Source organism: Nocardia sp. BSTN01, assembly GCF_015354405.1.
GTDB lineage: Bacteria > Actinomycetota > Actinomycetes > Mycobacteriales > Mycobacteriaceae > Nocardia.
Genome location: NZ_JADKYP010000054.1, coordinates 17,987 through 43,232, shown reverse-complemented (window position 1 = coordinate 43,232; position 25,246 = coordinate 17,987). Strand labels below are relative to the sequence as shown.

The following is a 25,246-nucleotide window of genomic DNA, read 5'->3' as shown; positions in this document are numbered from 1 at the left end:
GACCCACCAAGGTGTACGGCTCGTAGATGTATGCCTCTGTTCGATACGGCGCCGGTAACACAGCTCGTGCGGGGCGAGCAATCGAGGGCGTACCTACTAGACTCGGGGGCGATGACAGCAGCAATCTGGTTCGGCCTCGCGGCGATCGCACTGGTGGGTGCGATCGTATTGCTGTATTTCGATCGCGTGCAGCGGCAGCGGACCGGACACGTACGGCAGGTCTGGGCCAAATCCCAGGGATATACCTACGTTTCGGTCGAACCTTCGCTGGCATCGACATGGCGGCGGGGCGCGATGGCCAAACTGGGGTATCTGTCCGCGATCGATGTGGTCTCCGGTAATCGCAAGGGCGAGAAGTTCGTTCTGTTCGATCTGGAGGATGCCGCGACGCTGGTCGCCGTGCGCCGCCAGATCGGCTCGGACATCGATATCGACCTGCGCCTCAAAACCGCCTCCCCGCCCAAGGACGCCGATCTGGAACTGCTCGGCGCGATCGGCGACCGCGTGGTCTTCGCGACCAATCCGGACGTCGCTCGCCACGCCGTCGACCAGCGGATGGTCCACTTCATCGAAACGCTGCCGGCGACCGTGCAGCAGTTGTGGAGTGAGGGCAACTGGACGCTCGGCATGCTGCCGGTCGGCACCGCGGCCAAGGATTGGGAAGCCGCGATCGACTCCGTGCTGCGGCTCTCGGGTCTGCTGCACGTGCTGCCGCCGGTTGCCGGTGGCGACCGCGGCCGTCTGGAATCCGATCAGCACGATCCCGGTCGTGCGCGTCCGAACGCCGCCGACGAACCGGGCGAACCCGATCGGGGTTTCCGCGACCGCTACCGCGACGAGGCGATCGCCCCGGCCCGCGGCGACGACTTCGACGACTACGACGAGCGCCGCGGCGACCGGTTCGAGCGTTTCGACGACGAATTCGAGGACCGGTTCGAGGACGAGCACGGTCGAGACGACCGGTTCGGTGACGACCGGTTCGGTGACCAGGATTTCCGCGACGAGCGCGCACCCCGCCCCCGGGACGGCGAAATACGCGGCGGCCAGGGCCGTTTCGCGCCCGACGAGGTGGACGGCATCGACCGCGCGGACACTCGGCGCGGCGGCACCGACGCACCGGCCGGTCCGCGGCCCGGCGACCCGCGTGACTCCGGCGAGCGTCCGGCATCGGATGCGGTGGACCGCGAGGGCGGCGTGATCGCCCCGCCGGTCGGCGATCTCGCGGGTGAGGCCGAGCAACAGCCGCCGCGCCGCCCGGCGCTCGCGGTGGTGCCGGATCCCCGCAACCGGGTCCGCCGCAACTGGCCGCCCGCCGAGGAATTCGTCGAGGGCGAGGAAAGCGACCCGGCCGCAGAGGATTTCGACGAACCGCCCGCCGAGGACGAGCTGCCGCAGCGTCCGGGCGGTCCGTTCCATCCGGGGTTCCGTCCCTATCAGGGCCCCGCACCGCGGTGACCGGTCCGGTTCGCGAACCGGTGTCCGGGCGCCGGGATTATCCGCCCGACACTAGGTGGTTGACGACCCATGACCGATAGCCCCGCAGATTCGGGGGCCCGCCTCCCCGGCGCCACCCGTCCGGTCGCCCTGGTGACCGGACCGACCTCCGGTATCGGCCAGGGCTACGCCACCCGGCTGGCCTCCCTCGGCTACGACCTGGTGCTGGTGGCGCGCGACGAGCAACGACTGACCGCCCTCGCCGTGGAATTGCGGCACCGCTTCGATACCCGTAGCGAGGTCCTGGCCGCGGATCTGGCCCGGCCGCAAGACCGCGATACCGTCGCCGACCGGCTCGGTGCGGGCGTGGACTTCCTGGTCAACAACGCCGGCTTCGGTATCTCGGGTGAGTTCTGGACCGTGGACCCGCGGGAATTGCAGGCCCAACTGGATGTCAATGTCACCGCGGTGCTGCAATTGACGCGTGCCGCACTGCCGCCGATGATCGCCGCCGCCAAAGGTTCGGTGGTCAATGTCGCCAGTGTGGCCGGGCTGGTACCGGGCCGCGGCTCGACCTATTCGGCCTCCAAGGCCTACGTCATATCCTTGACCGAGGGTCTGGCCGGCGGACTGGCCGGAACCGGGGTCCGGGTGCAGGCGCTGTGCCCGGGATTCGTGCACACGGAATTTCACGAGCGCGCCGGAATCGAGATGTCGTCGCTACCGAAACCCCTGTGGCTCGACGTCGAGCAGGTGGTGTCCGGTTCGCTGCAGGATCTGGAGAAGGACCGGGTGATCAGCGTGCCCGGAGTGCAGTACAAGGCGCTCACCACCGTCGCCGGGCTGATCCCGCGGAATCTGGTGACCCGGCTCAACCGAGGCATGTTCAACGCACGGGGAAGGACATAAACCCACATGATCGAATCCACCACCGACCGCGACAGATTGGCCGAGCTGGTCCGGGAGCTCGCCGTCGTGTACGGCCGGGTGACCCTGTCCTCCGGTAAGGAGGCCGACTACTACGTCGATCTGCGCCGGGCGACCCTGCATCATCAGGCGGCGCCGCTGATCGGCACTTTGCTGCGAGAGTTGGTGTCGGACTGGGAATTCGACGCCGTCGGCGGGCTCACCATGGGCGCGGATCCGGTGGCGCTGGCGATGCTGCACGCCCCCGGCCGCCCGCTGAACGCGTTCGTGGTGCGCAAGGCCGCCAAGACGCACGGCATGCAGCGGCAGATCGAGGGGCCGGAGATCTCCGGTAAGCGGGTGCTGGTCGTCGAGGACACCACGACCACCGGCAATTCGCCGCTGACCGCGGTCCGGGCGCTGCGTGAGGCCGGTGCGACCGTGGTCGGCGTGGCCACCGTCGTCGATCGCGAGACCGGCGCCGACCAGGTGATTGCCGCGGAGGGACTGGAGTATCGCTCCATTCTGGGCCTGAAGGATCTGGCTCTGGGGTGACATTCCGGCCTGGGTTAGCCTGGACGCTGGTCTTATGTCCGACAGTGTGAAGGGTCGAGTGAGTCTCCTGTGGTGAGCATTGCAGTGAACGAGGGTCGCAACAACGTTGCGATGCTCGGCATCGGGGCATACCGGCCGAAACGTATCGTCAGCAACGCCGACGTCTGCGAGGTCCTCGACTCCACCCCGGAGTGGATCTTCGAGCGGACCGGCATCCGCAATCGTCGCTGGATCAGCGGCGACGAGACCCTGCGCTCCATGTCGGCGGCCGCCGGTGAGCGGGCGATCACCAACAGCGGTATCGACCGCACCAAGATCAGCGCGCTGATCCTCGCCACCTCCAGCTGGCTCAAGCTCACCCCGCACGGCGCACCCTCGGTGGCCTTCGATCTGGGGATGAACGGCATCCCGGCCTTCGACCTCACCTCCGGTTGCGGCGGCTTCGGCTACGCCCTCGGTGTGGCGGCCGACCTGATCCGGGCCGGTTCCGCCGAATACGTGCTGGTCATCGGCGCGGAAACGATGACGGTCGGCCTCGACCCGACCGACCGCGGCACCGCCATGATCTTCGGCGACGGTGCCGGCGCCGTCGTGGTCGGCCCCAGCGACGTCAACGGCATCTCCCCGACGGTGTGGGGCAGCGACGGGGAGAGTGCCGAGGCGATCTCCCAGGACGTCAACTTCTTCGACTACATGGACCGGGCCGAGCGACTGCAGGGCACCGACCCCGAGGTGGAGCCGGTGGGCCGGATGGCGCTGCGGATGGAGGGGCCGCGGGTGTTCCGCTGGGCCGCGGTCACTCTGCCCCGCGCCCTGTCGACCGCGCTGGAGGTGTCGGGCGTGGCCAAGGAGGATATCGAGGTCTTCGTGCCGCACCAGGCCAATGCCCGCATCAACGAGCTGATGAAGAAGAACCTCGGCCTCGCCGACGACATCCCGATGGCCAACGACATCGAGAACACGGGTAACACCTCCGCCGCGTCCATCCCCCTGGCCATGGAGGAGATGCTGGTGACAGGTAAGGCCAAGGGTGGGCAGCTGGCCCTGCTGCTCGGCTTCGGCGCCGGGCTCAGCTACGCCGGACAGGTGGTCACCCTCCCGCCCAAGCCGATCGAACCCAGTTTCTGAGCAGGCCGGTCGCGATCGTCGCACCGGTCCACCGTCGTCGTGGCTTGATGAGGAGATTCCGAATGGCGCGACCGTTCCGGGCTGCGTACGTGGGTGCCGCGGTGGTCACCGTCCTCGGCGCGGCCACCGGGCGGGACCGGTGGCAGTGGGCGACGAAGCCGCTGCTCATGCCCCTGCTGGCGGCCGACGCGGTGCACGCGGGGCGCGCGTCGAGCGTTGGTGAGGTCTCCGCTGGTGAGGCGGACGCACGAGGGGGCGAGCGCGGCTCCGAGTCGGCCGGCCGTGGCGACGCCGAGCCTGCTCGCGCGACGGATGACCGGGGACAGTCGCGATCCGACCGGGCTCTCCTGCTCGGGTCTCTGGCGGCGGCCACCGTCGGCGACATCCTTCTGATCGACCCCGACGACGACCGCCGGCTGGTCGCGGGCGCGTCCGCCTTCGCGGTCATGCAGTGCGGATATTCGGCGCTGTGGTGGCGACGCGGTGCGCGGCCGCATCCGATGGTCGCGGCGCCGCGGGTGTTCGCGTGGCTCGGCGCCGCCACGCTGTTGCGGGCGCGCGCGCCTCGCATCGCCGCGCCGCTGACCGCCTACGGTGCGACGCTGGGTACGGCGGCGACCCTCGCCTCGGACCCGGTCCTGGCTCCCGGTGCGAAAGTCGTTGCCGGAACCGTGGTTCCGGGAAGCGATCCGCGCAGCCGGCTGGCCCTGGGCGCCTTGTTGTTCACGCTCTCCGACGGCCTGATCGTGCTGCGTCGGCTGTTCGCGCGCACGTCCCGCTCTCGCCGGGCGAGTGAAGCCGTCATCCTCGCGACCTATGCCGGCGCCCAGTATCTGCTCACCGCGCCGGCCGACTTCGACTGAGCCGCATCGCGATCGCACGCCGCGCGGCTCACAGGCAGAGCATGATCCGATCGCGATCGGCCGGGTCCACCCGGATCGAAATCGTCTCGCCCACATGCATTCTCGGCCGGTCGATCGGCGCCACATCGAAAACGACCGTGCCCCGATAGGTTTCCGAACCGGGCACGGTCAGCTCCAGATCGAGTTCGGTCAGTTCCGTATGGTGATCGGTGTACTGCAGCGGATGCACGCGCTCGATGGTCGCCCACCCCTCCAGTCCGTGCCGCAGCAGCCGCCGATCCGACCGCGTCGGCCGCTGCGCCAGCAGCATCCCGATCCCCACACACGATCCGAACGCCCCCACCAACGCCATGATCTGATACGGCTCGGTCCCCGGCGGCGTGTGCTGATGCACCCACCCCAGCCACAGCCCGAGCACAATCACATACCCGACCGTCACCCCGAGCACGGTCCGAAGAATGCGTACGTGGTCCATAACCGCCTCCACCACCCCGCGGATACCTCAAGAATAAGCCCCACCCCTCCCACCCGGCCCGGATAGCACATAACGGACAGACACGTTTCGGCCAACCGGCCGAGACGGTCCCCAGCTCATCGCGTGAGGTCGCGCTGCGGCCCCGCCGCAAGTACGGCCTGTCATTTGTCGCGACTAGTGGGAAATGGATCCGGTCAGCGCGGGTAGATCGAGGGTGACGAGAGTGCCGGTCACGTCGATGCGAACCTCGGACTGATCTTCGGCGACCAGTTCGTAGCGGCCACTGTCCAGGCGGTAGGCGGTGAGGGTGGGCGTCGCGTCGAGGTCGACGAGCCAGTAGTGCTCGATCCCGGCCTCGGCGTACTCGGCGAATTTGGCGACTCGATCCGTTCGGCGGGTGCCGGGGGACAGGATTTCGACCGTGATCGAGACGTCGTCACCGATGGCTCTCGGGATGTCGGCGGCGACCGCCGCGACCTTCACCGCCCCATCAGGTCGGGGACCCGGACCGTCGGGACCGGCCCCGGAGTGATCACCAGTTCGGCCTGGGCGACCACGCAATAGGCATGCGGTAGCTGCGGTTCGAGTTGGTCGGCGAGACGCCATACCGCCTGCTGATGACGTCCCGGTGGCCGAGGGACCGCCACCACGACGCCGTCGACCAGTTCGTAGTACCTGGCGTTGTCCTCGGGGAGAGCATTCCAGTCGGTCAGCGTGAGCAAACGGTCGGGGAACTGTGACAACACGGTACGACCTCCGGTGTGGTGGCTGGCGTGGCAACTTTCTCACGACGGAACGGCTGCCGCGCTATCCGCGCAGGCGCAGCACGGCCATCACCCGGCGGTGGTGGGTGTCCGACGGGGGCAGGTCCAACTTCAGGAAGATGTTGCCGATGTGTTTTTCCACCGCGCGTTCGGTCACGGTGAGGGTGGTGGCGATGGAGGCGTTGGTGAGGCCCTGGGCCATCAGTTCCAGGACTTCGCGTTCGCGCGGGGTGAGGCGGGCGAGCGAATCCTGTTGCCGGGCAGCGCCGAACAGCTGGCTCACCACCTCGGGGTCCAGCGCGGTGCCGCCGGTGGCGACGCGCTGCAGGGCGTCGACGAATTCGCGGACGTCGGCCACCCGGTCCTTGAGGAGGTAACCGACACCGCCCGCGCCGCCGGCCAGAAGTTCGGTGGCGTAACGGGTTTCGACCCATTGGGAGAAGACGAGGACGCCGGTGCCGGGGAATGTGCGGCGCAGTTCGATGGCGGCGAGCAGACCTTCGTCGGTGAACGAGGGCGGCATCCGCACATCGACCACCGCGACGTCGGGGCGGGTCTCGGCCACGATCTCGCTCAACCGGATCGCATCGCCGACCATCGCCACGATCTCGTGCCCGCGATCGGTGAGCAGCCCGGCCAGACCGTCCCGCAGGATCGCGCTGTCCTCGGCGATCACGATGCGCAGCGCCTCGGCGTGACGATCGGACCCGACCTCGGCCGTGCTCATTGCGGCCCCGCGATCGGCAGGGTGACGGTGATGTTCGTGGGCCCGCCGACCGGGCTGTCGATGCTCAGATTGCCGTCGACGGCCCGCGCCCGCGCGGCCAGACCGGACAGGCCGCCGCTGACCAGCCGCTCGGTCGGTGCGTCGGCCTCGGATTCCCGGGCGACCGGACCGGGCTGCCGCACCCCGCCGTGACCGTTGTCGCGCACACTCACCATCATCGTGGCCGCACCCGACGGCGCGACCGACACCCACGCCGCATTCGCCCCCGAATGTTTCACCACATTGGTGAGCAGTTCCGCGACCGAGAAGTACGCGATCGCCTCGATCGCCGGACTGGGGCGCTGCGGCAGGTGGACGCGCAGTTCGACCGGTACGGCGCACCGTGCGGTCAGCGTCTCCAGCGCCGGTTCCAGTCCCAGTTCGAGCGCCGGGGGATGGATGCCGCGCACCAGTTCCCGCAGCTCGGCGATGGCATCCTTCGAGCTCGCGCGGGCATCGGCGATGAGCGCGGCCGGATCGGCGCCCGCGGCGAGCCGTTCCTCGGCCCGGCCCAGCGTCATCGCGATACTCACCAGCCGTGCCTGGGTGCCGTCGTGCAGATCGCGTTCCAGCCGGCGCAGCGTCGCCGCGGAATCCTCGACCGCGACGCGCCGGCTCTCCTGCAGTTCGACCATCCGCCGATCGCGGGCGGTCGGTGTCAGCAGCGTCAGCATCAGTGCGCGATGCGCCCAGCACACCGCGCGCACGAGCCACGGCAGCAGGAAGCAGCCGATGATCCCCACCGCCGCGAGACCGAGCACCCGCGGCCAGGTGTCGACGTAGTAGTCGCCGAATTGCGCGAGCGAATGATGTTCGCGCCCTTGCGGATCCACATTGACAGGGTGAAAAACGGCCCACGGAACGGGGGAGATCGCGGTGAAGACCGTCACCGCGATCACGGTCAGCACCACATATCCGACGAACACCCCGAGAATCGCCTCGGCCACCAGGAAGACCAGCGCCCGCCACGCGGTGCGATCGGTGAAGACGCCGCGGAACCAGCCCACCAATCCGGGCCGGGCGGCGAAATCCGGCGGGGCCGGCAGATCGGCGGTCAGTAGCGCCGCACCCACCGCGCGGTAGATCCGTCCCCAGATCCGGCCACCCAGCAGCACCCCGGCCAGCAGGGGAGCGCCGATGATCAGGATCGAACTGTAGAGTCCCGCGCCGTAGCCGGCGAACAGATAGACCAGCACCAGGCAGCCCAGGATCGCGGCGACGACCAGGTAGGTCAGCTCTTTCCAGGTCCGTGCCTCGAACGGGGCGCGCAGGATCGCCCGCAGCACCGATCCGGCGGTAGGGCGCGAGTCCGGACGGTCGAGGACGAGCGTCGGTTCGGCGAGTGTCTCGGTCATAGCTTCCATGCTGGTCGGCAACGATCCGCGGGACGAGGGAGCAGACCGGCGGATCGACGGTGTGGACAGCACCACCATCGGATCCGACGGTACCGGGCGCGGCTACGATGACCGGCGTGAATCACCCGCTCCAGCCGCTGCCCGATCCATCGGACGGCGACGTGCCGGGCCCGACCGAGTGGGGTGAACATCCGCACGGCGTCGGCCCGTGGCGCGACGAATTCGGTACCGAGCCGCCCGGCGATCCGCGCCTCGATCCGGAACTGCTCGCGCACGGCGACCGCCGCAACGTCGTCGACGCCTACCGGTACTGGTCGCGGGAGGCGATCGTCGCCGATATCGACACCCGCCGTCATCCGTTTCACATCGCGATCGAGAATTTCGGGCACGACGCCAATATCGGCACGGTGGTGCGCACCGCGAACGCCTTCGCCGCCGCGGCGGTGCACATCGTCGGGCGCCGCCGCTGGAATCGCCGCGGCGCGATGGTGACCGACCGGTACCAGCACATCGTGCATCACAGCGATATCGCCGAACTGCTGGAGTTCGCCGAGCGCGAGCATCTCACCGTGGTGGCCGTCGACAACGTGCCCGGATCGGTGCCGCTGGAAACCGCTGCGCTGCCGCGTGATTGCCTGCTCCTGTTCGGTCAGGAGGGACCGGGCGTCACCGAGGCCGCCAAACGGGCCGCGGTCATGACGGTGTCGATCGCGCAGTTCGGCTCGACCCGCAGTATCAACGCGGGTGTCGCGGCCGGCATCGCCATGCACGCGTGGATAACCCAGCACGCCGACCTCGACCGTTCCTGGTGATCATCGCGATTCACGCAGTGCCGCGGCCGTCGCGGATTCGCGGCAGCTCAGCAGATCGTCCGGGGTTCCCTGGAAGACGATCCGGCCGCCGTGCCGGCCGGGCCCCGGTCCGAGGTCGATCACCCGATCGGCCGCGCGGACCACGTCGAGGTTGTGTTCGATGACGACCACGGTGTTGCCCCGGTCGATCAGATGGTCGAACAGCTGGATCAGGGTATCGATATCGCGCAGATGCAACCCGGTGGTCGGCTCGTCCAGGACGTAGAGGGTGTGCCGGTCACCACGCGCGAGTTCCTTGGCGATCTTCAGCCGCTGGCATTCCCCACCGGACAGCGTGGTCAGCGACTGCCCGAGCCGCAGATAACCGAGTCCGACCTCGTCGAGATGCCGCAGGCCGCGCGCGATGGCGGGCAGTCGCCGGATGGCCTGCGCGACGGTCAGATCGTCGATATCGGCGATGGTCAGGCCGTCGACGGTGTAACCGAGCACCCGATCGGTGAACCGGCGACCGTGGCACGCCGAGCACACCGTTTCCTGACCGTCCATGAACGCCAGATCGGTGTAGATCACGCCGGCGCCTTCGCACACCGGGCAGCCGCCCTCGGAGTTCGCGCTGAACAGCGCGGCGCTCACCCCGTTTCGTTTCGCGAACAGGGTGCGCACCACGCCGGCGATGCCGGCGTAGGTGAGCGGCGTGGACCGTCGATTGGTGCCGACCGGACGCTGGTCCACCACGGTCGCCGGATGCCGCTGCACCAGTTCCGCGGCCAGACTCGACTTACCCGAACCGGCGACGCCGGTGAGGACGGTCAGCACACCGGTCGCGATGTCGATCGAGATGTCGCGCAGATTGTTGCGAGTCGCGTTGTCGATGCGCAGTTTTCCGGTCGGCACCCGCGGTGTGCGGCCGGTGCGCCGGATCCGCAACGCCTGCCCGGTAGGTGTGTCCGTGGTCGTCAACCGCTCGAAGTCACCGGTGAACACGATCCGTCCGCCCTCGGCTCCGGCTCCCGGACCGACCTCGACGATATGGTCGGCGACCCGCATCACATCCGGATCGTGTTCGACCACCAGAACGCTGTTGCCCTTGTCCCGCAACGATTTCAGCAGTTCGGTCATCGGCCGCACATCGTGCGGATGCAATCCGACGGTGGGTTCGTCGAAGACGTACAGCATTTCGGTGAGGCTGCTGCCGAGATGGCGAACGGTCTTGATGCGCTGTGATTCTCCGCCGGACAGTGTCGTCGTCGGACGCGACAGCGACAGGTAGCCGAGGCCGATGTGCGCGAGGGCACGAAGCCGCTCGTGCAGCGCGGACACCACCGAAACCATGTCGGGGGCGCGCACCCCGGTGATCAGCTCGGCGAGTTCACCGATCTCCATCCGGCTCATCTCGACGATGGTGCGGTCGAGTACCCGCGCCGAGCGGGCCGCCGGATTCAACCGTTGCCCATCGCATTCCGGACACGGCCCGGATCGGGTGAATCGTTGCAGCACAGCCTATTTGCGTTCGGAGAGGTTGTCGGAGGTGTGCATGTACACCCGCTCGAACAGTTCGATCACCCCTTCGTAGTCCTTCGGCGGACGTGGTCGCAGGGCAGCGGCGGGTGGCCCGCCGTGCAGTAGTGCTTCGCGTTCGGCGGGTGTCCAGTCGCGCAGCGGCACCGTCGGATCGAAGGCCCCGAGTTCGGCGTAGCGGCGGTACCAGTACTGGCCGGCGGCGAAGCCGGGCAACCGGATCGCGCCCTGTTCCAGCGAGAGATCGGGGTCGAGCACCTGCTCCATATCGGGAACGAGGGTTTCGCCGAGACCGGAACAAGCCGGGCACATTCCGGCCGGATCGTTGAACGAGAAGTGATTGGATTCCCCGACGTACGGCTGCCCGATCCGCGAAAACAACAGGCGCAGATAGGTGTACGCGTCGGTGATGGTGCCGACCGTCGAACGGGCATTGCCGCCGAGCCGCTTCTGATCGATCACCACCACCGGCGAGAGCCCATCGATCAAGTCCACCTCGGGTCGCGTCCACCGCGGCAGCCGATTGCGCACGAACGGCGGATAGCTCTCGTTCACCTGGTACCCCGCCTCGGCCGCGATGGTGTCGAAAACCAGCGACGATTTGCCCGAACCGGAGACCCCGGCGAACACCACCAGCCGGCCCCGCGGCACGTCGATATCCACACTTCTCAGGTTGTTGGTGCGCGCTGCGCGAATGCGGATCGAAGTCATATCCCGACGCTAGGGACAGATGTGGACAACTCGTGACCGCAATTCGCGGAGGATGGAGTCATGAGCGCCACTCGCCGCCTGCTCGATCTGCTCGCCTATCTGCAGACCGGCCGCCGCTACACCGGCGCCGAACTGGCCGCCCGCCTGGAGACCAGTCCGCGCACGGTCCGCCGCGATGTCGAGCGGCTGCGCGAATACGGCTATCCGGTCACCACCCAGCCCGGTCCGGGCGGCTTCTACCAGCTCACCGCCGGTCGCATCCTCCCGCCGCTGGTCTTCGACGACGACGAGGCGATCGCCACGGTCGTCGCCCTCGGCATGCTCGCGGCGACGTCGGAACCGCCAAGCCAGGGGGAGCACCAGGGCTCGTCGGATATCGGTGCCGCCGCCCTGCGCGCCTTCGGCAAGATCGACCAATTGCTGCCGAAGCGCTTGCGCGGCCGGGCGAACGCGGTGCGGGCGACGGTGGAGACGGCAGCGGTGGCGGCGCCCGCAGTCGACGCGGCGGTGCTGGCGCTCGTGGCCAAGGCCGCGGCCGACCACGAACACCTCGTCGTCGACTACCGCACCCGCACCGGCGCCGTTGCCCGGCGCCGGGTCGAACCGTATCGGCAGGTGTATCAGCATCTGCGCTGGTACCTGCTGGCCTGGGACCGCGACCGCGGGGATTGGCGCACCTTCCGCCTGGATCGGATCGCCGATATCGCCGCCACCGGAACATCTTTCGAGCCGCGACCGCTACCGGCCGAGACGGCCGCGGGCTATCTGCGGCGCGAGCTCACGGCCGGCCGGCATCGCGCGGTCGTCACCGTCGCCGCTCCCGCCGCGGCGGTCGCCGACATCCTGAAATTTCAGGACTGCGATATCGAGTCGCGCGGACCGCAGCGCTGCCGGATCACCACGTGGGTGGATTCGTTCGAATGGCTGGTGCTCAACCTCGCCTTCCTCGACGCCGATTTCGTGATCGAGGAGCCGCACGCGTTCCGTGACCGATCCCGCGCTCTCGCAGCACGTTTGGACCGCGCGGCCGATGCCGCGGGACCGGTTTGACGCGCCGTGGCCGCCGGGCCGGTTCGGCACGTCGCGGACACGAGTCGATCGCGTAACAAATCGGGCGCGAAATCGGGGCTCGGACTGGCACGATGTACCCATGAACTCGCGGAGCGACGACGTGCAACCGCGTCCGCATCTGCGGCGGGGGCGCGCACGAGTCGATTCCGCTGCCGAGCCGGGCGCCGAGATCTGGGCACAGCGAGCCGATGCGGCCGAGTCGGCGATCGTGTCCCGGCATCTGCGGCGGTTGTGGCTGCTGCCGGGGGTCGAGCTGGGCATGGTCGGCTGGCCCGCCACCCGGGGGGAGCGGCTGTTTCTCAGCTGGAACTACTGGTGGCAGGCCCATCTGATCGACTGTGCGGTCGACGCCGCCAACCGAGAGCCCACCCCGGCCCGCACCGCGCGCATCGCCGCCGTCGCGCATGCGCTCCGGCTGCGCAACATCACCGGCTGGACCAACAACTATTACGACGATATGGCGTGGCTCGCACTCGCTCTGGAGCGGGCCGAACGCATGCGGGGCCTCACCGAGGTGCGCGGCGGGCTGATCGCGCTGGAGCAGCAGCTCATGGCGGGGTGGCAGCCGGAGATCGGTGCGGTGCCGTGGCGTAAGGGCGCCGACTATTTCAACGCACCCGCCAACGGCCCGGCCGCCATCGCCCTCGCGCGCCTCGGGCATCACGAGCGCGCCGCGCAGATCGCCGGTTGGATCGATGCCACGCTGCGCGATCCGGAAACGGGCTTGATCCTCGACGGAATCCACCTGCCCTCGGGCCGGATCGAACGGCCGACGTTCAGCTACTGCCAGGGCGTGGTCCTCGGACTGGAAACCGAACTGGCCGTCCGGACCGGAGATGCTCGTCACCTGGAACGTGTGCAGCTACTGCTCCGCGCGGTCGAGGACCACATGACGGAACGGAATGTCGTCACCGGCGGGGGCGGGGGCGACGGCGGTCTGTTCAACGGGATTCTGGCCCGGTATCTCGCGCTGGTGGCGATCATGCTGCCCGGGGACGAGATGGCGCAACGATCGGTCCGTCGCTCGGCGGCCGCGATCGTGAAAGCGTCGGCCCGCGCGGCCTGGGACCGCCGGCTCGAGGTCGAGGGCGATCCGCTGTTCGGCCACGACTGGAACGAACCGGCACGGCTGCCGGGCGGCACCGCCGGCGCCGGACGGTCGACCTCGGGTGGTTCGGTCACGTCGTCGCGGACACCGGAACGGGATCTGTCGGTGCAGCTGTCGGGATGGATGTTGATGGAGGCCGCGCAGGCGGTGACGGCCGCCGGACTCTGACGCCGCCCGTCCGTCCGGTCAGTGCCGGGGATCGGTCCACACGATGCGCGCGGGCGCCGCGGTGGCCGCGCGCTCGGGGCGGACGGTGCGCAGCGGCACGGTGTCCGGATAGTCGGCGGCCCGGATCTCGAGCGGCAGCGTGTCCAGGGCATCCGAATCGAAAGCCTGCCGGTCCAAGCCCTCGGCGTCGAAGGTCTGGCCGTCGTGGGCCTCGAGGTCCACATCGAAGTCCTCGGCCGGCCGCGACATCTCCGCCCGGTACTGCCGCAGCCCGATCACCGTGCCGATGATCAGCACCACGACCAGCGAGCCGCTCACGGTCGGCATCAGCCAGGACACCTTGTTCAGGTAGCCGCCGGTGTAGTAGCCGAGCAGCAGCAGAATCGGCGCCCAGATCACCGCGCCGATCGAACTGGCCACGGTATAGCGGCGATGGTCCATTCCGGCCGCACCGGCGACCAGCGGGCACAGTGTGCGCACCCACGGAATCCAGCGCGCGATGAGCACCGCCGCGAACCCGTGCCGATGCAGCAGATCCGATACCCGGGCCAGATTCTCGGCGTTGACGTATCTGCCGTTCTTGCGGGCTATCAGGCGATGGCCGGTGCGGGTGCCGATCACATACCCCACCTGATTACCGGCGATGGCCGCCAGCATGGTCGCCACCACCAACGCCCATACCTGTGTATGCCCCGTCTCGTGGGAGGCGAAGATGATGCCCGCGGTCAGCAGCATCGAATCGCCGGGCAGGAACAGGCCGATGATCACCGCGCACTCGAGGAAGACGAAGACCAGGACGACGGTCCAGACGAGTGCCGGCCCGGCGGACTGCAGCGGATCGAATCCGCCCAGTGCAAGGGGTAACGGCGTAGCAGGCAATGGTGTCAGTGCGTGGGTTCGTTCGTCGGTACGGACATCGTGGGCTCCTCGATCTCGAGCACCGGCTCGTGGTTACGCAGCTTCTTCGCCACGGAGATGATGGCGGGCAGGATCGAGACGAACACGATCAGCAGGAAGATGGCCTCGACGTGATCGCGAATGAACCCGACGTTCCCCAGGAAGTACCCGAGGACCGTGATGCCGCCGGCCCACAGAATGCCACCGATGATGTCGAACGTGAGGAATTTGCGGTAATCCATTTTCGACACGCCCGCGAGCACCGGCATGAAGGTCCGCACGATCGGCACGAATCGCGCCAGGATGATCGTCTTCGGACCGTACTTCTCGAAGAAGGCGTGCGTCTCGGTGATGTAGCGCTGTTTGAAGAAGCGCCCGTCCTCCTTGTGGAACAGCGTCGGCCCGATGGCCCGGCCGATCCAGTAGGCGCACTGATCGCCGGCGATCGCGGTCACGGCCACCGCCGGAACGAGCACCCAGATCGATACCGGCGGATGTTCGAGCGCCGCGAGCAGGCCACCGGTGAACAGCAGCGAATCGCCCGGCAGGATCGGGAACAGCAGCCCTGTCTCGATGAAGACGATGACCAGGATGGCAGGCAGCACCGCATTCGACATCCAGGTATCGGTCAGCAGATACATGGGGTCGAGCAGCTTGTGGACGGAGAATCCGTCGGCGAGAGTGTTCGTGATGGCCAGCGTGGTCACGGGCCCCACAGTACCGGTCACCGCGCGATCTCACCGAACCTCATGGGAACCTCTCAGGCGTTGGCGAATTTCGGTCAACCGAGTTTCGGACCGCTCCCGGCGGTCGACGCGGGTGCGCGCCCGGCCCGGCAAGTCCGCCGCAAGCGCGCCCGACCCCATCCCGCCTTTCGCGACAACGGGCCATGAACTTAGGGTATGGGCTGACAGAATTGTTGTTCGCAGCACACATACGGAGGTCACTCAGTGCCCATCGCGACTCCGGAGGTCTACGCCGAGATGCTCGGTCGGGCCAAAGAGAACTCCTTCGCGTTCCCCGCGATCAACTGCACCTCCTCGGAGACCATCAACGCGGCCATCCGCGGGTTCGCCGAGGCCGGCAGTGACGGCATCATCCAGTTCTCCACCGGCGGGGCCGAATTCGGTTCCGGCCAGGGCGTGAAGGACATGGTCACCGGTGCGGTCGCGCTGGCGGAGTTCGCTCATGTGGTGGCAGCCAAGTACGACGTGACGATCGCGCTGCACACCGACCACTGCCCCAAGGACAAGCTGGACGGTTTCGTGCGTCCGCTGCTGGCCATCTCGCAGGAGCGGGTGAAGGCCGGGCAGAACCCGCTGTTCCAGTCCCACATGTGGGACGGCTCGGCCATCCCGATCGACGAGAACCTCGAGATCGCCAAGGAACTGCTGAAGCAGGCGGCCGCGGCGAACATCATTCTCGAGGTCGAGATCGGCGTGGTCGGCGGCGAAGAGGACGGCGTCGAGGCCGAGATCAACGAGAAGCTCTACACCTCGTCCGAGGACTTCGCCAAGACCATCGACGCCCTGGGCGCCGGTGAGAACGGCAAGTATCTGCTCGCCGCCACCTTCGGCAATGTGCACGGCGTCTACAAGCCGGGCAATGTGGTGCTCAAGCCCGAGGTGCTGGCTGAGGGGCAGCGCGTGGCCGCGGCCAAGCTCGGCCTGGGCGACGGCGCCAAGCCGTTCGACTTCGTCTTCCACGGCGGCTCGGGTTCGCTGAAGTCGGAGATCGACGACTCGCTGAAGTACGGGGTGGTGAAGATGAACGTCGACACCGACACCCAGTACGCCTTCACCCGTCCGATCGCGGCGCACATGTTCAGCAACTACGACGGTGTGCTGAAGATCGACGGTGAGGTCGGCAACAAGAAGACCTACGACCCGCGCAGCTACCTGAAGAAGGCCGAGACATCGATGGCCGAGCGGGTCATCGAAGCCTGCAACGACCTGCGTTCGGCCGGTAAGTCGGTCAGCGCGAAGTAGTTCCGGAAGCGGAACGAGGGTGCGTCGCCCGGTGGGCGGCGCACCCTCGGCATTCGCGGCCGCCGTGGTGACGGGTTGTCTCATTCGCCAGCGGCACGGGATGATCATCTCCGTGAGCAGATGGGCACTGTGCCGGGTATCCGGCCGACGCGAGGAACGAGACCGGTGAGCGATCCGACCGGCCCCCAACCTGTTCCGCCCAGCCGTCTCGACGTCCGCGTACTCGGTCCCGTACAACTCTCGGTCGGCGGCGCCGCCGTTGCGGTGGGCGGACCCAAACCGCGGGCGCTGCTGGCCGCCCTGGCGGTCAACCGGCGGCGTGCGGTCTCGTCGCAGGCGCTGGCCGATATCGTCTGGAACGAGGAACCGCCGGACTCCTATCAGGCGAGCCTGCAGGTCTTCGTCTCCAATATCCGTAAGGCGCTGCGTAATTCGGGAGTCGACTCGGCCGCGGTGCTGCGCACCGAATCCTCCGGCTACCGGCTCGAAATCACCGATGACGAGTGCGATCTGGGCCGATTCGAGGCCGCCCACAAGGCCGCGATCGAGGCCGCCGCGGCGGGCGACCATGAGGGCGCGTCGCGGTTGTACGGTGCGGCGCTGGAACAGTGGAGCGGCAAGGCCCTCGACGATCTGTCCGGCACCCGCTTCGCCGACACCTTCGCCACCGCGATGGACGAGGAACGCCTGCTCGTCGCCTCCGCCCGCATCGATGCCGAAATCGCTTGTGGCCGAGCCTCGTCGGTGGTCGGCGAACTGGTGGCGATGACGAACGAGCACCCGATGCGGGAACCGCTGTGGGTCCAGCTCATCACCGCGCTGTATCTGTCCGGCCGCCAGGCCGACGCGCTGGAGGCCTGCCGCAGGGTGCGTGCGGTACTCGCCGACGAACTCGGCATCGATCCCGGCCCGGCGCTGGCCGAGTTGGAGAAGCGCGTCCTGCGGCAGGAACCGCTCAACACGCTGGCCATCGCTCAGGTCGAGCGGATGGCCAAGGCGATGACCGAAACCGTCACCGAAACCCCGCGCAGCGCCCGCGCCGGACGGCTGCGGCTGGCGGACGGCCGGGTGGTGCCGATCGCCAAGGGCGGCTTGAAGATCGGCCGCATGACCGACAACGATCTGATCCTCGACGATCCGAAGGTCAGCCGTTATCACGCGCACGTCCTGCCCAGCCGGGCCGGGATGCTGATCAAGGATCTGGCCTCGGCCAACGGCATCTACGTCGACGACGAGGTCGTCGACAGCGGCACCATGCTGTTCGGCGGGGAACTCATCCGGATCGGTTCGACGGTGCTGAGTTTCGAGGCCGAGACCGAATAGGCCGCGCCGAACACACCCGCGAGTGCGCGATAACCGCCGTGGCGCGGCATCGCCCGGGTAGGGTCGGCGCGTGCCGCCCGCGGGACGAGGTCGCGGGTAGGGGAAATCGTCGGTCGGCGAGGGGTGGTTGCTGATGCGTGTGCGCGTACCGGCTTCGGTCGCGGTGGTGCTGCTGGGCGCCGGACTGCTGGTCGGGCTGCCCGGGTCTGCCGTCGCCGAACCCGGGACAGGTTCGGCGGCAACCGTTCCCGGCGCCGGGCCGTGTGCCACCGACCCCGCTCCGGTGCACGAGCCGGTGGTGCCGAAGAAGCTCGAGGTGCCGATTCCGTATCCGGTGGTGACCGTCGATCAGGCACCGCCGCCCGCGATTGCGACCCGCACGAGCGTGGATCTGCCGGTCGATCCGTGCGTCAGCCCGTGCCCGGACCTGACCGACGGTCCGCCGCCTCCGCCCGGTCTGCTGAACCGGCTCGGTGTGCCGGAGGTGCTACTGAAGCCGAAGCCGTTCTATTTCGCACTGCCGCCCGGCCCCTCGCCCGAACCCGCGCCGCCCGCGCCGCCGCGAGCCGCGCCGCCGACCGAACCGGGTCCGGTGGTGGCCGCGCTGCCGGCGCCGAAGGTGAGCCGGGTTCGCGAGGTGGCCAAGGAGACCGGCGCGAATTCGGTGAACCGCACCGACAAGCGCTGGCAGGTCGCCGGCACCGACCTGGGCATCATGTGGGAGAGCGGGCCGGGGGAGATAGCGACGGCCTTCGGCGACACCGTCGGTCACGACTTCCATCCGCCGGGCGGGATGGGTGAGGATTGGCGCAGCAATCTGCTCGCGTTCAGCACGAATCGCGACCTGGACCGGGGCATGATCATCGACCGCATGGTCGCCGACGACCGCTGCCACGCCGCCGAGGTGCTCACCAGTCGCAAGCAGGACAATATCGAGATCACCACGATCCCGACCTCCGGTTTCGCTCTGCCGCACCGAGGTTCGGCCGACGACACCCGGCAGTTCATGAGCTACATGTCGATTCGGACCTGGAACAGCCTGCCCGGTACCTTCTACACCAACTACGGCGGCATCGCGTATTCCGACGACCACGGGCAGACCTGGACCAAGGATCCGCACGCGCACTGGGACAACATCTTCGGGCTCGCGAATTTCCAGGTGTCGGCGATGGTTCCGCAGGGCGACTACGTCTACCTGTTCGGCACACCGAATACGCGGCTCGGCGCCGTCGGCCTCGCCCGGGTGCCGAAGGATCAGGTGCTCGACACCTCGGCCTATCAGTACTGGCGCGACGGAAACTGGACCCCGGTCGGCGGCGCCGCGTCCGCCACGCCGATCGTCGACGGGCCGGTCGGTGAACTGTCGGTGCGCTACGACAGCGCTCGCGGTGTCTGGCAGATGAGCTATCTCGACACCGCGAAGGCCGCGGTCGTGGTGCGGGAATCGAATGCACCGCAGGGGGTGTGGTCGCCGAGTTCGCCGCTGGTGCCCGTCTCGGCCGAATATCCCGAACTCTACGGCGGATTCATCCATCCGTGGTCGACGTCGTCGGATCTCTACTTCACCATCAGCACCTGGAGCGACTACAACGTCTACCTGATGCACGCCCGGCTGGACTGACGCGCGGGATCAGGACAACTGGACCTCGGCCAGCGCGCGACCGAAAAGCTTCTTGCCCGCGGAGGTGGCGCTCAGCAGAATCGTCGCGACCCGGCGCTGCGGGTCCAGGGACTTGATCCTGGCGGAGAACTCGATCGACGCCGGCGAAAAACGTTCCACCGGAACGTATCCGGAGAAACGCACGCTGTAGCTTTCGATCGCTCCCGGATCACCTAGCCACGAGGTCAGATAGTGCGCACCCAGACCCATCGTGAGCATGCCGTGCGCGACCACGGTGGGCAGACCGGCCAGCTCGGCGGCGCGATCGCTGAAATGGATCGGGTTGGGGTCCCCCGCCACACCGGCGTAGTTGACCAGATCGCCGCGGGTCAGTCGCATCGTCGCCGTGGGCAACCGGTCGCCGACCGCGAGATCGTCGAAATTCGGCTGGGTGTCGACGGTGACGTCTCTGCGCGAGTCGGCGCGCGAGGGTTCGGGGGTGGCCTCCTCGGTGGCGATCGGGATCAGCACCTCGGGAGTGGTCGCGCCGACTTCCCGGCGATGCATGACCACACCGTCGACCAATCGCACGATATCGGTGTCGACCTCGGCGCCCAGACGCGCCACGATCGTGGTGATACCCACCTGGACGACGGCGTCCTCGGCATCGAGAACGGTGGCCTTCACGGTGATGAAATCGTTCCCGCGCAAATGGCGGATCGATTCGATCTCCGCCTCGCTGCGCAGGACGTCGCCGGCCAGGATCGGGCGGTGGATGTGGAACACCTGATCGGTCTGCAGGATCTGCGACAGGTCGTATCGGCTGAGCACGCTGCCGAGCAGGGCCTGCGTGGTCGCCATGCCGAGCACCGAGGCGAAGGTCGGCGGCGCGACGACGGCATTCCAGCCGAGCTTGGCGGCGTCGGCCTCGAAGTGGTGGGCGGGGTGATGGTTCTGCACGGCCCGCGCGAATTCGCGGACCTTCTCCCTGCCCACCTCGTAGCGGTCCCGAATCCGGTAGTGCCGACCGGCCAGTGCCGTGGATGCCGGCGCGTCGGGTGCCAGCTCCGGCATGTCCCTTGCTCCCTGCTCGATTCCTACTGCGTAAACGACAGCACCGGTCGACCACCCCGGAACGGATCAGTAGAGGGTCGGCGGCGTGACAATCCGGGCCATGCTATCGGCGTACCGGACCGCTGACCAGGTGTCTGTGATGTGCATCGCCGGCACACGGCGCGATGTGACGGCGAGGTGACGCACGTCATCGACTCCGGCGCGGCTACTGCGCGGCGCCGGCGGGATCGCACACCTTCCAGCCGCCGTCGGTCTGCTGCAGATCGAAGGTACGGGCGGTCGAGCGGCTGGGATCGGCATCGGTGTAGATGTCGACCTGAGCGACGGCCTTGTCCCCGGTGATCTGGACGCCGTCCACACCCGCGACCTTCGGGATCTTCTTCTGATCCACCGCCAGCTTGTGCACGCCGGCGTACTGATCGGGTGCGATGTTCTGGTAGAAGTCGTGCAGTTTGCCGCACGTCGCGGACTGCAGCTGGCTCAGGTTCCCCGACGCCAGCGCATTGGTGTAGCTGTTGACCGCGCCCTTGACCTGTGCCTCCGGGGAATTGTCGGAACCGCCGGTGGCCAGGGCGACCACCGCCACGATCGCGACGATCACCACCACGACCGCACCGCCGGCGAGCAACAGCCAGCGCTTACTGCGCGCAGCCTGACCCGGCGCCGCATCCGGTTCCGCCGCCGGAACACGCTGCGGTTGTGCCACGGGGCGCGGGGGAACCGGCTGTGGTCCACCCGGCTGGTTCGGCGTACCCGATTGCCCCGGGCCGCCCGGCTGGTTCGGCCCACCCGGTGCGCCCGGACCGTTCGACTGCGCGGACAGTGCCGGCGCGGTCATCTTGGTGTCGGCAGGTGACGGCGCGCCTCCGGGGCGCGGGGTTTGATCACCTTGCGCCGCAGGACCTTTCAGGCCCTGTGCGCCGAGCGCTGCGGCTGCTCCGGACATCCCCGGCCCGCCCGGACGCTGTCCGGGGGCCCCTGGGCCGTGCCCGCCCGGACCCTGAGGCCCCGGCGCACCCTGTCCCTGCGGTCCGGGCCCGCCCGGGCCTTGGGCGCCCGGACCCTTCGGCCCCTGTCCACCTGCGGCTTTCGGACCCTGTGCGTTCGCGCCTTGCACGTTCGGACCCGGTGCGCCTGGGCCTTGGGCACCTGGGCCTTGCCCGTTCTGGCCTTGTGTGCCCGTGCCCTGCACGCCTGGACCCTTTGCGCCTGGGCCCTGTGCACCTGGCCCCTGAGAACCCGGTCCCTGCGGGTTCGGTCCGCCGGGACGCTGGGGACCCTGTCCACGGCCCTGCGTACCGGGGCCACCGGCAGGTCCCTGCTGTCCGGGTCCGCCCGGACCTGCTCCGACCTGCTGTCCCGGGCCGCCCGAACCTTGTCCCGGTCCGCCCGGACCGCCACTGACTCGCTGTCCCGGGCCGCCCGGACCCTGCCCCGGCCCGCCGGGGCCGCCGGCCGCGCCCTGCTTTCCTGCTCCGCCCGCGGGATTCTGCTGGGCCTGACCGGGCCCGCCCGCCGGACCTTGCCCCGGACCGCCGGGACCGCTCGTCCGGCCCTGCCCCGGTGCGCCGGCTGTGGGGCCGCGCTGGGCACCGGCAGCGGCTGCGCCTAGCCCCGCGGCACCGGCCGCGGCGGCCGGCCCGCCGATGCGGGCGTTCGGTCCCGGTCCGCCGGCTGCGGGCCCTCGCGATCCCGGAGCGCCGGGCGCGCCCGGCTCACCGCCCGGACCACTTTGTGCCCCAGGGCGCTTCGGGTCACTCTGCCCGGCTCCCGGCGGGGTGGCACGAAGCTTCTCGGTGACCGCCGGATCGGGCTTCTGAATGGGCAGGATCGTCGTGGCGTCGTCGGACGGGTTCGATATCGCGGGAACGTCCTGTGACGCTTCGGCTTTCGGGTCCGGCGCGGTGCCGCCCCGACCGCCGTTCGCGCCGCCGGATTGCTGCGCCGGGCCGGACTTCGCGGTCTTCTCGCCACCCTTGCCGGACGAAATCTTGGGCAAGGCAACGGTTTTCGACTCGTCGGTGCCGTCGCCGTTCTCGTTCGCGGCGGCGTTCGGCGCCTTCGATCCCGGTGCGGCGGCGCGCGCGGCATCGGCGACGCCCTGCCCGGCCGCGGCACCTGCGGCGCCACCGGCCTTCGCGGCGCTCCCAGTCTCCGTGACGCTCCCAGTCTCGGCGACGCCCTCAGTCTCCGTGACGCCCGCAGGCTTCGCGGCACTCGCACCCTTCGCACCCTTCGCGATGCGCTCGGCATCGGGTGCGGCGGCCGGGCCCTTCGTCGTCGCCGGGCCGTTCGTGGCGGCAGCTCCGGCAGTGCCGGTCGCGGCGTCGGATTTGCCGGAGTCCTCCGAGGTGGGAGCCTTGCCGGGTTCCTCGGTCTTCTTGCCGGACTCCGTGCGCCTGGGGATGGCGACCGTCTCCGCGTCGCCCGCCGCCGCGTCGCTCGGCGCGGTGCCCGCCTTTCCGGCGGCGCCCTTCTCGGCACCGGCCGGCTCGCCCCCGTCGCTCGCCTTCGAGCCGGGCGCACCGACGGCCGGCTTGCCGGAACCGGCGGTACCGGAACCGCCGGATTCCGCGCCGGGAGCGCCCGCGCCGGACTTGTCGCCGGCGCCGGAATTCGCCTGTCCGGCAGCGTTCTTCGCCCCCGGCGCGCGAATGACCTGGGTTTGCGCCGACGGTGACGGCATGGGCGCGGTGGGGGCGGCGCCGGGCAGTTGATCCCGGGAGATGCGCTGGGTACGGTCCGCGGCGCCGGAGTCCGGTTCGCGGCCGGGAGTGGGGCCACCCTTACCGCCGGGCGTCGCCGGACCGTCCGGACCCGCACCGGATGCAGCCTGACGCGGGCGGTCGCCGGAGGCGCCCTGGTGCGGCTTCTGGTCGTCGTTCGGGTCGGACACGCGCTACCCCTTGCTCACTATCGGCTGTCGGTCGTCGACTGTCGGTCTCAGACGGCCAGCCTAATGGGGTCGGGGCGCGTAGGAGGCGGCAGACGCGCAACCATATAAGGGCTCGCCATCGCGACCGGGGCCCGGCATCGGCCCGGCGTACCCGCTGCCCGGCGAGCCGGTGCGGTGGCGGTGCACAATGAAGCCCATGACCTCCTTCGGTGATCTGCTCGGACCGCAGCCGGTATTGCTTCCCGAAAACACGGAAGCCGAACAGGCCCTGCTGGACAATCAGGACCCGGTCCAGGTCGCCGCCGCGCATCCGACGGCTTCCGTGGCCTGGGCGCAGCTGGCCGAGGATGCGCTCGACCGCGCCGGCATCGTGGGCGCGCCGGAGGGCCAGGCCGAGGTGACCCTCGATGTGGTGGCGGCCTACGCCTTCGCCCGCACGGGCTACCACCGTGGCCTGGACCTGCTGCGCCGCAACGGGTGGAAGGGCTTCGGCCCGGTGCCGTGGAGCCACGAACCCAACCAGGGCTTCCTCCGTGCGGTCGGCGCGCTCGCGCGCGCCGCCCAGGCCATCGGTGAGAGCGACGAATACGCCCGCTGCCTGGACCTGCTGGAGGATTGCGATCCCCGCGCCGCCGCCGAACTCGGTCTGGACTGAGACTGGCCGGCACGGAACGGTTCGCGACCGCCATCACCGTCGATGCGGTTCGCGACAGCGGTAAACAGCGCATGCGCAATGGATGGGTGCGTCTGCGCCGATCCGCGCTTCCGATCTTCCAGTGTGCGGTGGGCGCGGCCCTGTCCTGGTTCGTCGCCCACCGGTTGGTGGGACATCCCCAACCGTTCTTCGCGCCGATGGCCGCGGTCATCTCGATCGGCGTGTCGTTCGGTGCGCGACTGCGCCGATCCGTGGAACTCGTCGGCGGTGTGGCCGTCGGGATCGGGATCGGCGACTTCTTCATCGGACAGGTCGGAACGGGTGCGTGGCAGATCGCGCTCGTCGTCGGGGTGGCGATGGCGATCGCGGTCTTTCTCGACAGAGGTGCGGTCATCCCGATGCAGGCCGCCAGTTCGGCGGTGCTGGTCGCCACGTTGATGCCGCCGCATACCGGCGGAGGTCTCAACCGCATGGTCGACGCGCTGGTCGGTGGGTTCGTCGGCGTCGTGGTGGTGGCCGCGATTCCGCTGCACCCCGTGCGCCGGGCCCGGCAGCAGGCCGCCGATATCCTCACCGTCCTCGGTGCGGCGCTGACCGAATGCGCCGACGGCCTCCACGAGCAGAATGCGGAGAAGGTCCGCGCCGCATTGCATTCCGTGCGCGGTACGCAACCGCAGATCGACGGCCTGCGCAATGCGGTGGAGGGCGGGCGCGAGGTCAGCCGGATCTCACCGCTGTACTGGAATTCCCGGCCGCGGCTGGAAGCGATCCGCGCGGCGGTGGACCCGCTCGACAATGCCGTGCGCAATACCCGAGTGTTGCTGCGCCGCGCCCTGACCCTGGTGCGCGACGACGAAATCCTCGATCCCCGAATGATCGCCGAGGTCGAAGAACTGGGGCAGGCGGTGGAAGTGGTGCGCCGCTACATGGTTGCCGAACCCGGCGAACAGCCCGATGCCGCCGAGGCCACGCGCGTCCTGCGACGAGTCGCCAAGGGCGCGACCAAGGACCTGGTCCAAGGCGCCGGCCTGTCCTCGCACGTGGTCTTCGCCCAATTGCGTTCCATCGTGGTCGATCTGATGCAGGTCTGCGGGATCACACGCCTGTCGGCGATCGCGCTGCTGCCGCCCACCGTGCAGAACCCCTATGTGGCGCCGCAGGATTGACGACACGGCGGTA

General features: G+C 69.0%; 23 protein-coding genes and 1 pseudogene. 13 read left to right on the top strand and 11 right to left on the bottom strand.

The window, feature by feature from the left end; translation table 11 throughout:
* Positions 1–111: 111 nt before the first annotated feature.
* From IRT45_RS37230 to IRT45_RS29515, 5 genes are all read left to right on the top strand, one after another.
* Positions 112–1,455, top strand: coding sequence for a hypothetical protein (locus tag IRT45_RS37230; RefSeq protein WP_228535450.1), 1,344 nt, complete (start codon positions 112–114; stop codon positions 1,453–1,455).
* A gap of 69 nt (positions 1,456–1,524) precedes the next feature.
* Positions 1,525–2,343: an SDR family oxidoreductase gene (locus tag IRT45_RS29530; RefSeq protein WP_194809099.1), complete on the top strand. Its 819-nt coding sequence runs from the start codon at positions 1,525–1,527 to the stop codon at positions 2,341–2,343.
* A 6-nt stretch (positions 2,344–2,349) separates the two neighbouring features.
* Positions 2,350–2,895 carry an orotate phosphoribosyltransferase gene (gene pyrE / locus IRT45_RS29525; protein WP_036506528.1) on the top strand — a complete coding sequence of 182 codons (546 nt, stop codon included), beginning with the start codon at positions 2,350–2,352 and terminating at the stop codon, positions 2,893–2,895.
* 69 nt (positions 2,896–2,964) lie between these two features.
* The gene (locus tag IRT45_RS29520) at positions 2,965–4,023 is read left to right on the top strand and encodes a beta-ketoacyl-ACP synthase III (protein WP_194809098.1); all 1,059 of its coding nucleotides are present in this window, start codon (positions 2,965–2,967) and stop codon (positions 4,021–4,023) included.
* A 62-nt stretch (positions 4,024–4,085) separates the two neighbouring features.
* Positions 4,086–4,886 (top strand): lysoplasmalogenase, encoded by an 801-nt coding sequence (locus IRT45_RS29515; protein ID WP_194809097.1) that lies wholly within the window; start codon positions 4,086–4,088, stop codon positions 4,884–4,886.
* Positions 4,887–4,914: 28 nt separating this feature from the next.
* Here the strand turns inward: IRT45_RS29515 and IRT45_RS29510 are convergent, their stop codons facing one another.
* From IRT45_RS29510 to IRT45_RS29490, 5 genes are all read right to left on the bottom strand, one after another.
* Positions 4,915–5,361 (bottom strand): hypothetical protein, encoded by a 447-nt coding sequence (locus tag IRT45_RS29510; protein WP_036506520.1) that lies wholly within the window; start codon positions 5,359–5,361, stop codon positions 4,915–4,917.
* 174 nt (positions 5,362–5,535) lie between these two features.
* On the bottom strand, positions 5,536–5,844 hold the full coding sequence (locus IRT45_RS37225) for a Uma2 family endonuclease (protein ID WP_194809096.1): 309 nt from the start codon (positions 5,842–5,844) through the stop codon (positions 5,536–5,538).
* Positions 5,841–6,107, bottom strand: a complete 267-nt coding sequence (locus IRT45_RS37595; protein WP_194809095.1) for a Uma2 family endonuclease — start codon at positions 6,105–6,107, stop codon at positions 5,841–5,843. The genes IRT45_RS37225 and IRT45_RS37595 overlap by 4 nt, the downstream gene beginning before the upstream one ends.
* Before the next feature lie 61 nt (positions 6,108–6,168).
* Complete coding sequence (locus IRT45_RS29495) at positions 6,169–6,852, bottom strand: response regulator transcription factor (RefSeq protein ID WP_194809094.1); 684 nt, start codon at positions 6,850–6,852, stop codon at positions 6,169–6,171.
* The gene (locus tag IRT45_RS29490) at positions 6,849–8,246 is read right to left on the bottom strand and encodes a sensor domain-containing protein (protein WP_228535448.1); all 1,398 of its coding nucleotides are present in this window, start codon (positions 8,244–8,246) and stop codon (positions 6,849–6,851) included. The genes IRT45_RS29495 and IRT45_RS29490 overlap by 4 nt, the downstream gene beginning before the upstream one ends.
* Positions 8,247–8,353: 107 nt before the next feature.
* On the opposite strand from IRT45_RS29490, the gene IRT45_RS29485 reads away from it, so the two are divergent.
* Positions 8,354–9,058, top strand: coding sequence for a TrmH family RNA methyltransferase (locus tag IRT45_RS29485; protein WP_194809093.1), 705 nt, complete (start codon positions 8,354–8,356; stop codon positions 9,056–9,058).
* Here IRT45_RS29485 and IRT45_RS38105 read toward each other — a convergent pair whose 3' ends face one another.
* Both IRT45_RS38105 and IRT45_RS38100 read right to left on the bottom strand, forming a co-directional pair.
* The gene (locus IRT45_RS38105; RefSeq protein ID WP_375540167.1) at positions 9,059–10,501 is read right to left on the bottom strand and encodes a hypothetical protein; all 1,443 of its coding nucleotides are present in this window, start codon (positions 10,499–10,501) and stop codon (positions 9,059–9,061) included.
* 57 nt (positions 10,502–10,558) lie between these two features.
* On the bottom strand, positions 10,559–11,287 hold the full coding sequence (locus IRT45_RS38100; RefSeq protein WP_375540166.1) for a hypothetical protein: 729 nt from the start codon (positions 11,285–11,287) through the stop codon (positions 10,559–10,561).
* A gap of 60 nt (positions 11,288–11,347) precedes the next feature.
* Between IRT45_RS38100 and IRT45_RS29475 the strand changes: the two genes are divergently transcribed.
* Complete coding sequence (locus IRT45_RS29475) at positions 11,348–12,337, top strand: YafY family protein (RefSeq protein ID WP_228535446.1); 990 nt, start codon at positions 11,348–11,350, stop codon at positions 12,335–12,337.
* A gap of 100 nt (positions 12,338–12,437) precedes the next feature.
* Positions 12,438–13,634 carry a glycoside hydrolase family 76 protein gene (locus tag IRT45_RS29470; RefSeq protein ID WP_194809092.1) on the top strand — a complete coding sequence of 399 codons (1,197 nt, stop codon included), beginning with the start codon at positions 12,438–12,440 and terminating at the stop codon, positions 13,632–13,634.
* Between the two features lie 216 nt (positions 13,635–13,850).
* Here IRT45_RS29470 and IRT45_RS29465 read toward each other — a convergent pair.
* Together IRT45_RS29465 and IRT45_RS29460 are read right to left on the bottom strand one after the other, a co-directional pair.
* Positions 13,851–14,486, bottom strand: a pseudogene (locus IRT45_RS29465) (DedA family protein); the annotation flags it as partial.
* Positions 14,487–14,518: 32 nt separating this feature from the next.
* Positions 14,519–15,172 (bottom strand): DedA family protein, encoded by a 654-nt coding sequence (locus IRT45_RS29460; RefSeq protein WP_194809101.1) that lies wholly within the window; start codon positions 15,170–15,172, stop codon positions 14,519–14,521.
* A 309-nt stretch (positions 15,173–15,481) separates the two neighbouring features.
* Here IRT45_RS29460 and fbaA point away from each other — a divergent pair, with 309 nt between their 5' ends.
* The 3 genes from fbaA (at position 15,482) to IRT45_RS29445 (ending at position 19,463) form a co-directional block, all read left to right on the top strand.
* Positions 15,482–16,519, top strand: coding sequence for a class II fructose-bisphosphate aldolase (gene fbaA, locus IRT45_RS29455; protein WP_194809091.1), 1,038 nt, complete (start codon positions 15,482–15,484; stop codon positions 16,517–16,519).
* A gap of 165 nt (positions 16,520–16,684) precedes the next feature.
* The gene (locus IRT45_RS29450; RefSeq protein WP_309241207.1) at positions 16,685–17,842 is read left to right on the top strand and encodes a BTAD domain-containing putative transcriptional regulator; all 1,158 of its coding nucleotides are present in this window, start codon (positions 16,685–16,687) and stop codon (positions 17,840–17,842) included.
* Between the two features lie 133 nt (positions 17,843–17,975).
* On the top strand, positions 17,976–19,463 hold the full coding sequence (locus IRT45_RS29445; RefSeq protein WP_194809089.1) for a DUF4185 domain-containing protein: 1,488 nt from the start codon (positions 17,976–17,978) through the stop codon (positions 19,461–19,463).
* A 9-nt stretch (positions 19,464–19,472) separates the two neighbouring features.
* Here the strand turns inward: IRT45_RS29445 and IRT45_RS29440 are convergent, their stop codons facing one another.
* Entirely contained in the window at positions 19,473–20,516 is a 1,044-nt protein-coding gene (locus tag IRT45_RS29440; protein WP_194809088.1) for a fused (3R)-hydroxyacyl-ACP dehydratase subunits HadA/HadB, read from the bottom strand.
* A 205-nt stretch (positions 20,517–20,721) separates the two neighbouring features.
* Positions 20,722–23,412 carry a hypothetical protein gene (locus IRT45_RS29435; RefSeq protein WP_194809087.1) on the bottom strand — a complete coding sequence of 897 codons (2,691 nt, stop codon included), beginning with the start codon at positions 23,410–23,412 and terminating at the stop codon, positions 20,722–20,724.
* 196 nt (positions 23,413–23,608) lie between these two features.
* Here IRT45_RS29435 and IRT45_RS29430 point away from each other — a divergent pair, with 196 nt between their 5' ends.
* The gene (locus IRT45_RS29430; RefSeq protein ID WP_036506471.1) at positions 23,609–24,067 is read left to right on the top strand and encodes a DUF3151 domain-containing protein; all 459 of its coding nucleotides are present in this window, start codon (positions 23,609–23,611) and stop codon (positions 24,065–24,067) included.
* Positions 24,068–24,138: 71 nt separating this feature from the next.
* A complete protein-coding gene (locus tag IRT45_RS29425; RefSeq protein WP_194809086.1) occupies positions 24,139–25,233 on the top strand; it encodes an aromatic acid exporter family protein in 1,095 nt (364 codons plus the stop codon).
* Positions 25,234–25,246 lie beyond the last annotated feature (13 nt).

Excerpts from the sequence above, each read along its gene's own strand:
- IRT45_RS29490 (WP_228535448.1), bottom strand. The coding sequence starts at position 8,246 with ATGACCGAGACACTCGCCGAACCGACGCTCGTCCTCGACCGTCCGGAC.
- IRT45_RS38100 (WP_375540166.1), bottom strand. The coding sequence starts at position 11,287 with ATGACTTCGATCCGCATTCGCGCAGCGCGCACCAACAACCTGAGAAGT.
- IRT45_RS29495 (WP_194809094.1), bottom strand. The coding sequence starts at position 6,852 with ATGAGCACGGCCGAGGTCGGGTCCGATCGTCACGCCGAGGCGCTGCGC.
- IRT45_RS29425 (WP_194809086.1), top strand. The coding sequence starts at position 24,139 with ATGCGCAATGGATGGGTGCGTCTGCGCCGATCCGCGCTTCCGATCTTC.
- IRT45_RS37230 (WP_228535450.1), top strand. The coding sequence starts at position 112 with ATGACAGCAGCAATCTGGTTCGGCCTCGCGGCGATCGCACTGGTGGGT.
- IRT45_RS29475 (WP_228535446.1), top strand. The coding sequence starts at position 11,348 with ATGAGCGCCACTCGCCGCCTGCTCGATCTGCTCGCCTATCTGCAGACC.
- pyrE (WP_036506528.1), top strand. The coding sequence starts at position 2,350 with ATGATCGAATCCACCACCGACCGCGACAGATTGGCCGAGCTGGTCCGG.
- IRT45_RS29430 (WP_036506471.1), top strand. The coding sequence starts at position 23,609 with ATGACCTCCTTCGGTGATCTGCTCGGACCGCAGCCGGTATTGCTTCCC.
- IRT45_RS29530 (WP_194809099.1), top strand. The coding sequence starts at position 1,525 with ATGACCGATAGCCCCGCAGATTCGGGGGCCCGCCTCCCCGGCGCCACC.
- IRT45_RS29485 (WP_194809093.1), top strand. The coding sequence starts at position 8,354 with ATGACCGGCGTGAATCACCCGCTCCAGCCGCTGCCCGATCCATCGGAC.
- IRT45_RS29515 (WP_194809097.1), top strand. The coding sequence starts at position 4,086 with ATGGCGCGACCGTTCCGGGCTGCGTACGTGGGTGCCGCGGTGGTCACC.
- IRT45_RS29445 (WP_194809089.1), top strand. The coding sequence starts at position 17,976 with ATGCGTGTGCGCGTACCGGCTTCGGTCGCGGTGGTGCTGCTGGGCGCC.
- IRT45_RS29440 (WP_194809088.1), bottom strand. The coding sequence starts at position 20,516 with ATGCCGGAGCTGGCACCCGACGCGCCGGCATCCACGGCACTGGCCGGT.
- IRT45_RS29460 (WP_194809101.1), bottom strand. The coding sequence starts at position 15,172 with ATGTATCTGCTGACCGATACCTGGATGTCGAATGCGGTGCTGCCTGCC.
- IRT45_RS29510 (WP_036506520.1), bottom strand. The coding sequence starts at position 5,361 with ATGGACCACGTACGCATTCTTCGGACCGTGCTCGGGGTGACGGTCGGG.
- IRT45_RS29470 (WP_194809092.1), top strand. The coding sequence starts at position 12,438 with ATGAACTCGCGGAGCGACGACGTGCAACCGCGTCCGCATCTGCGGCGG.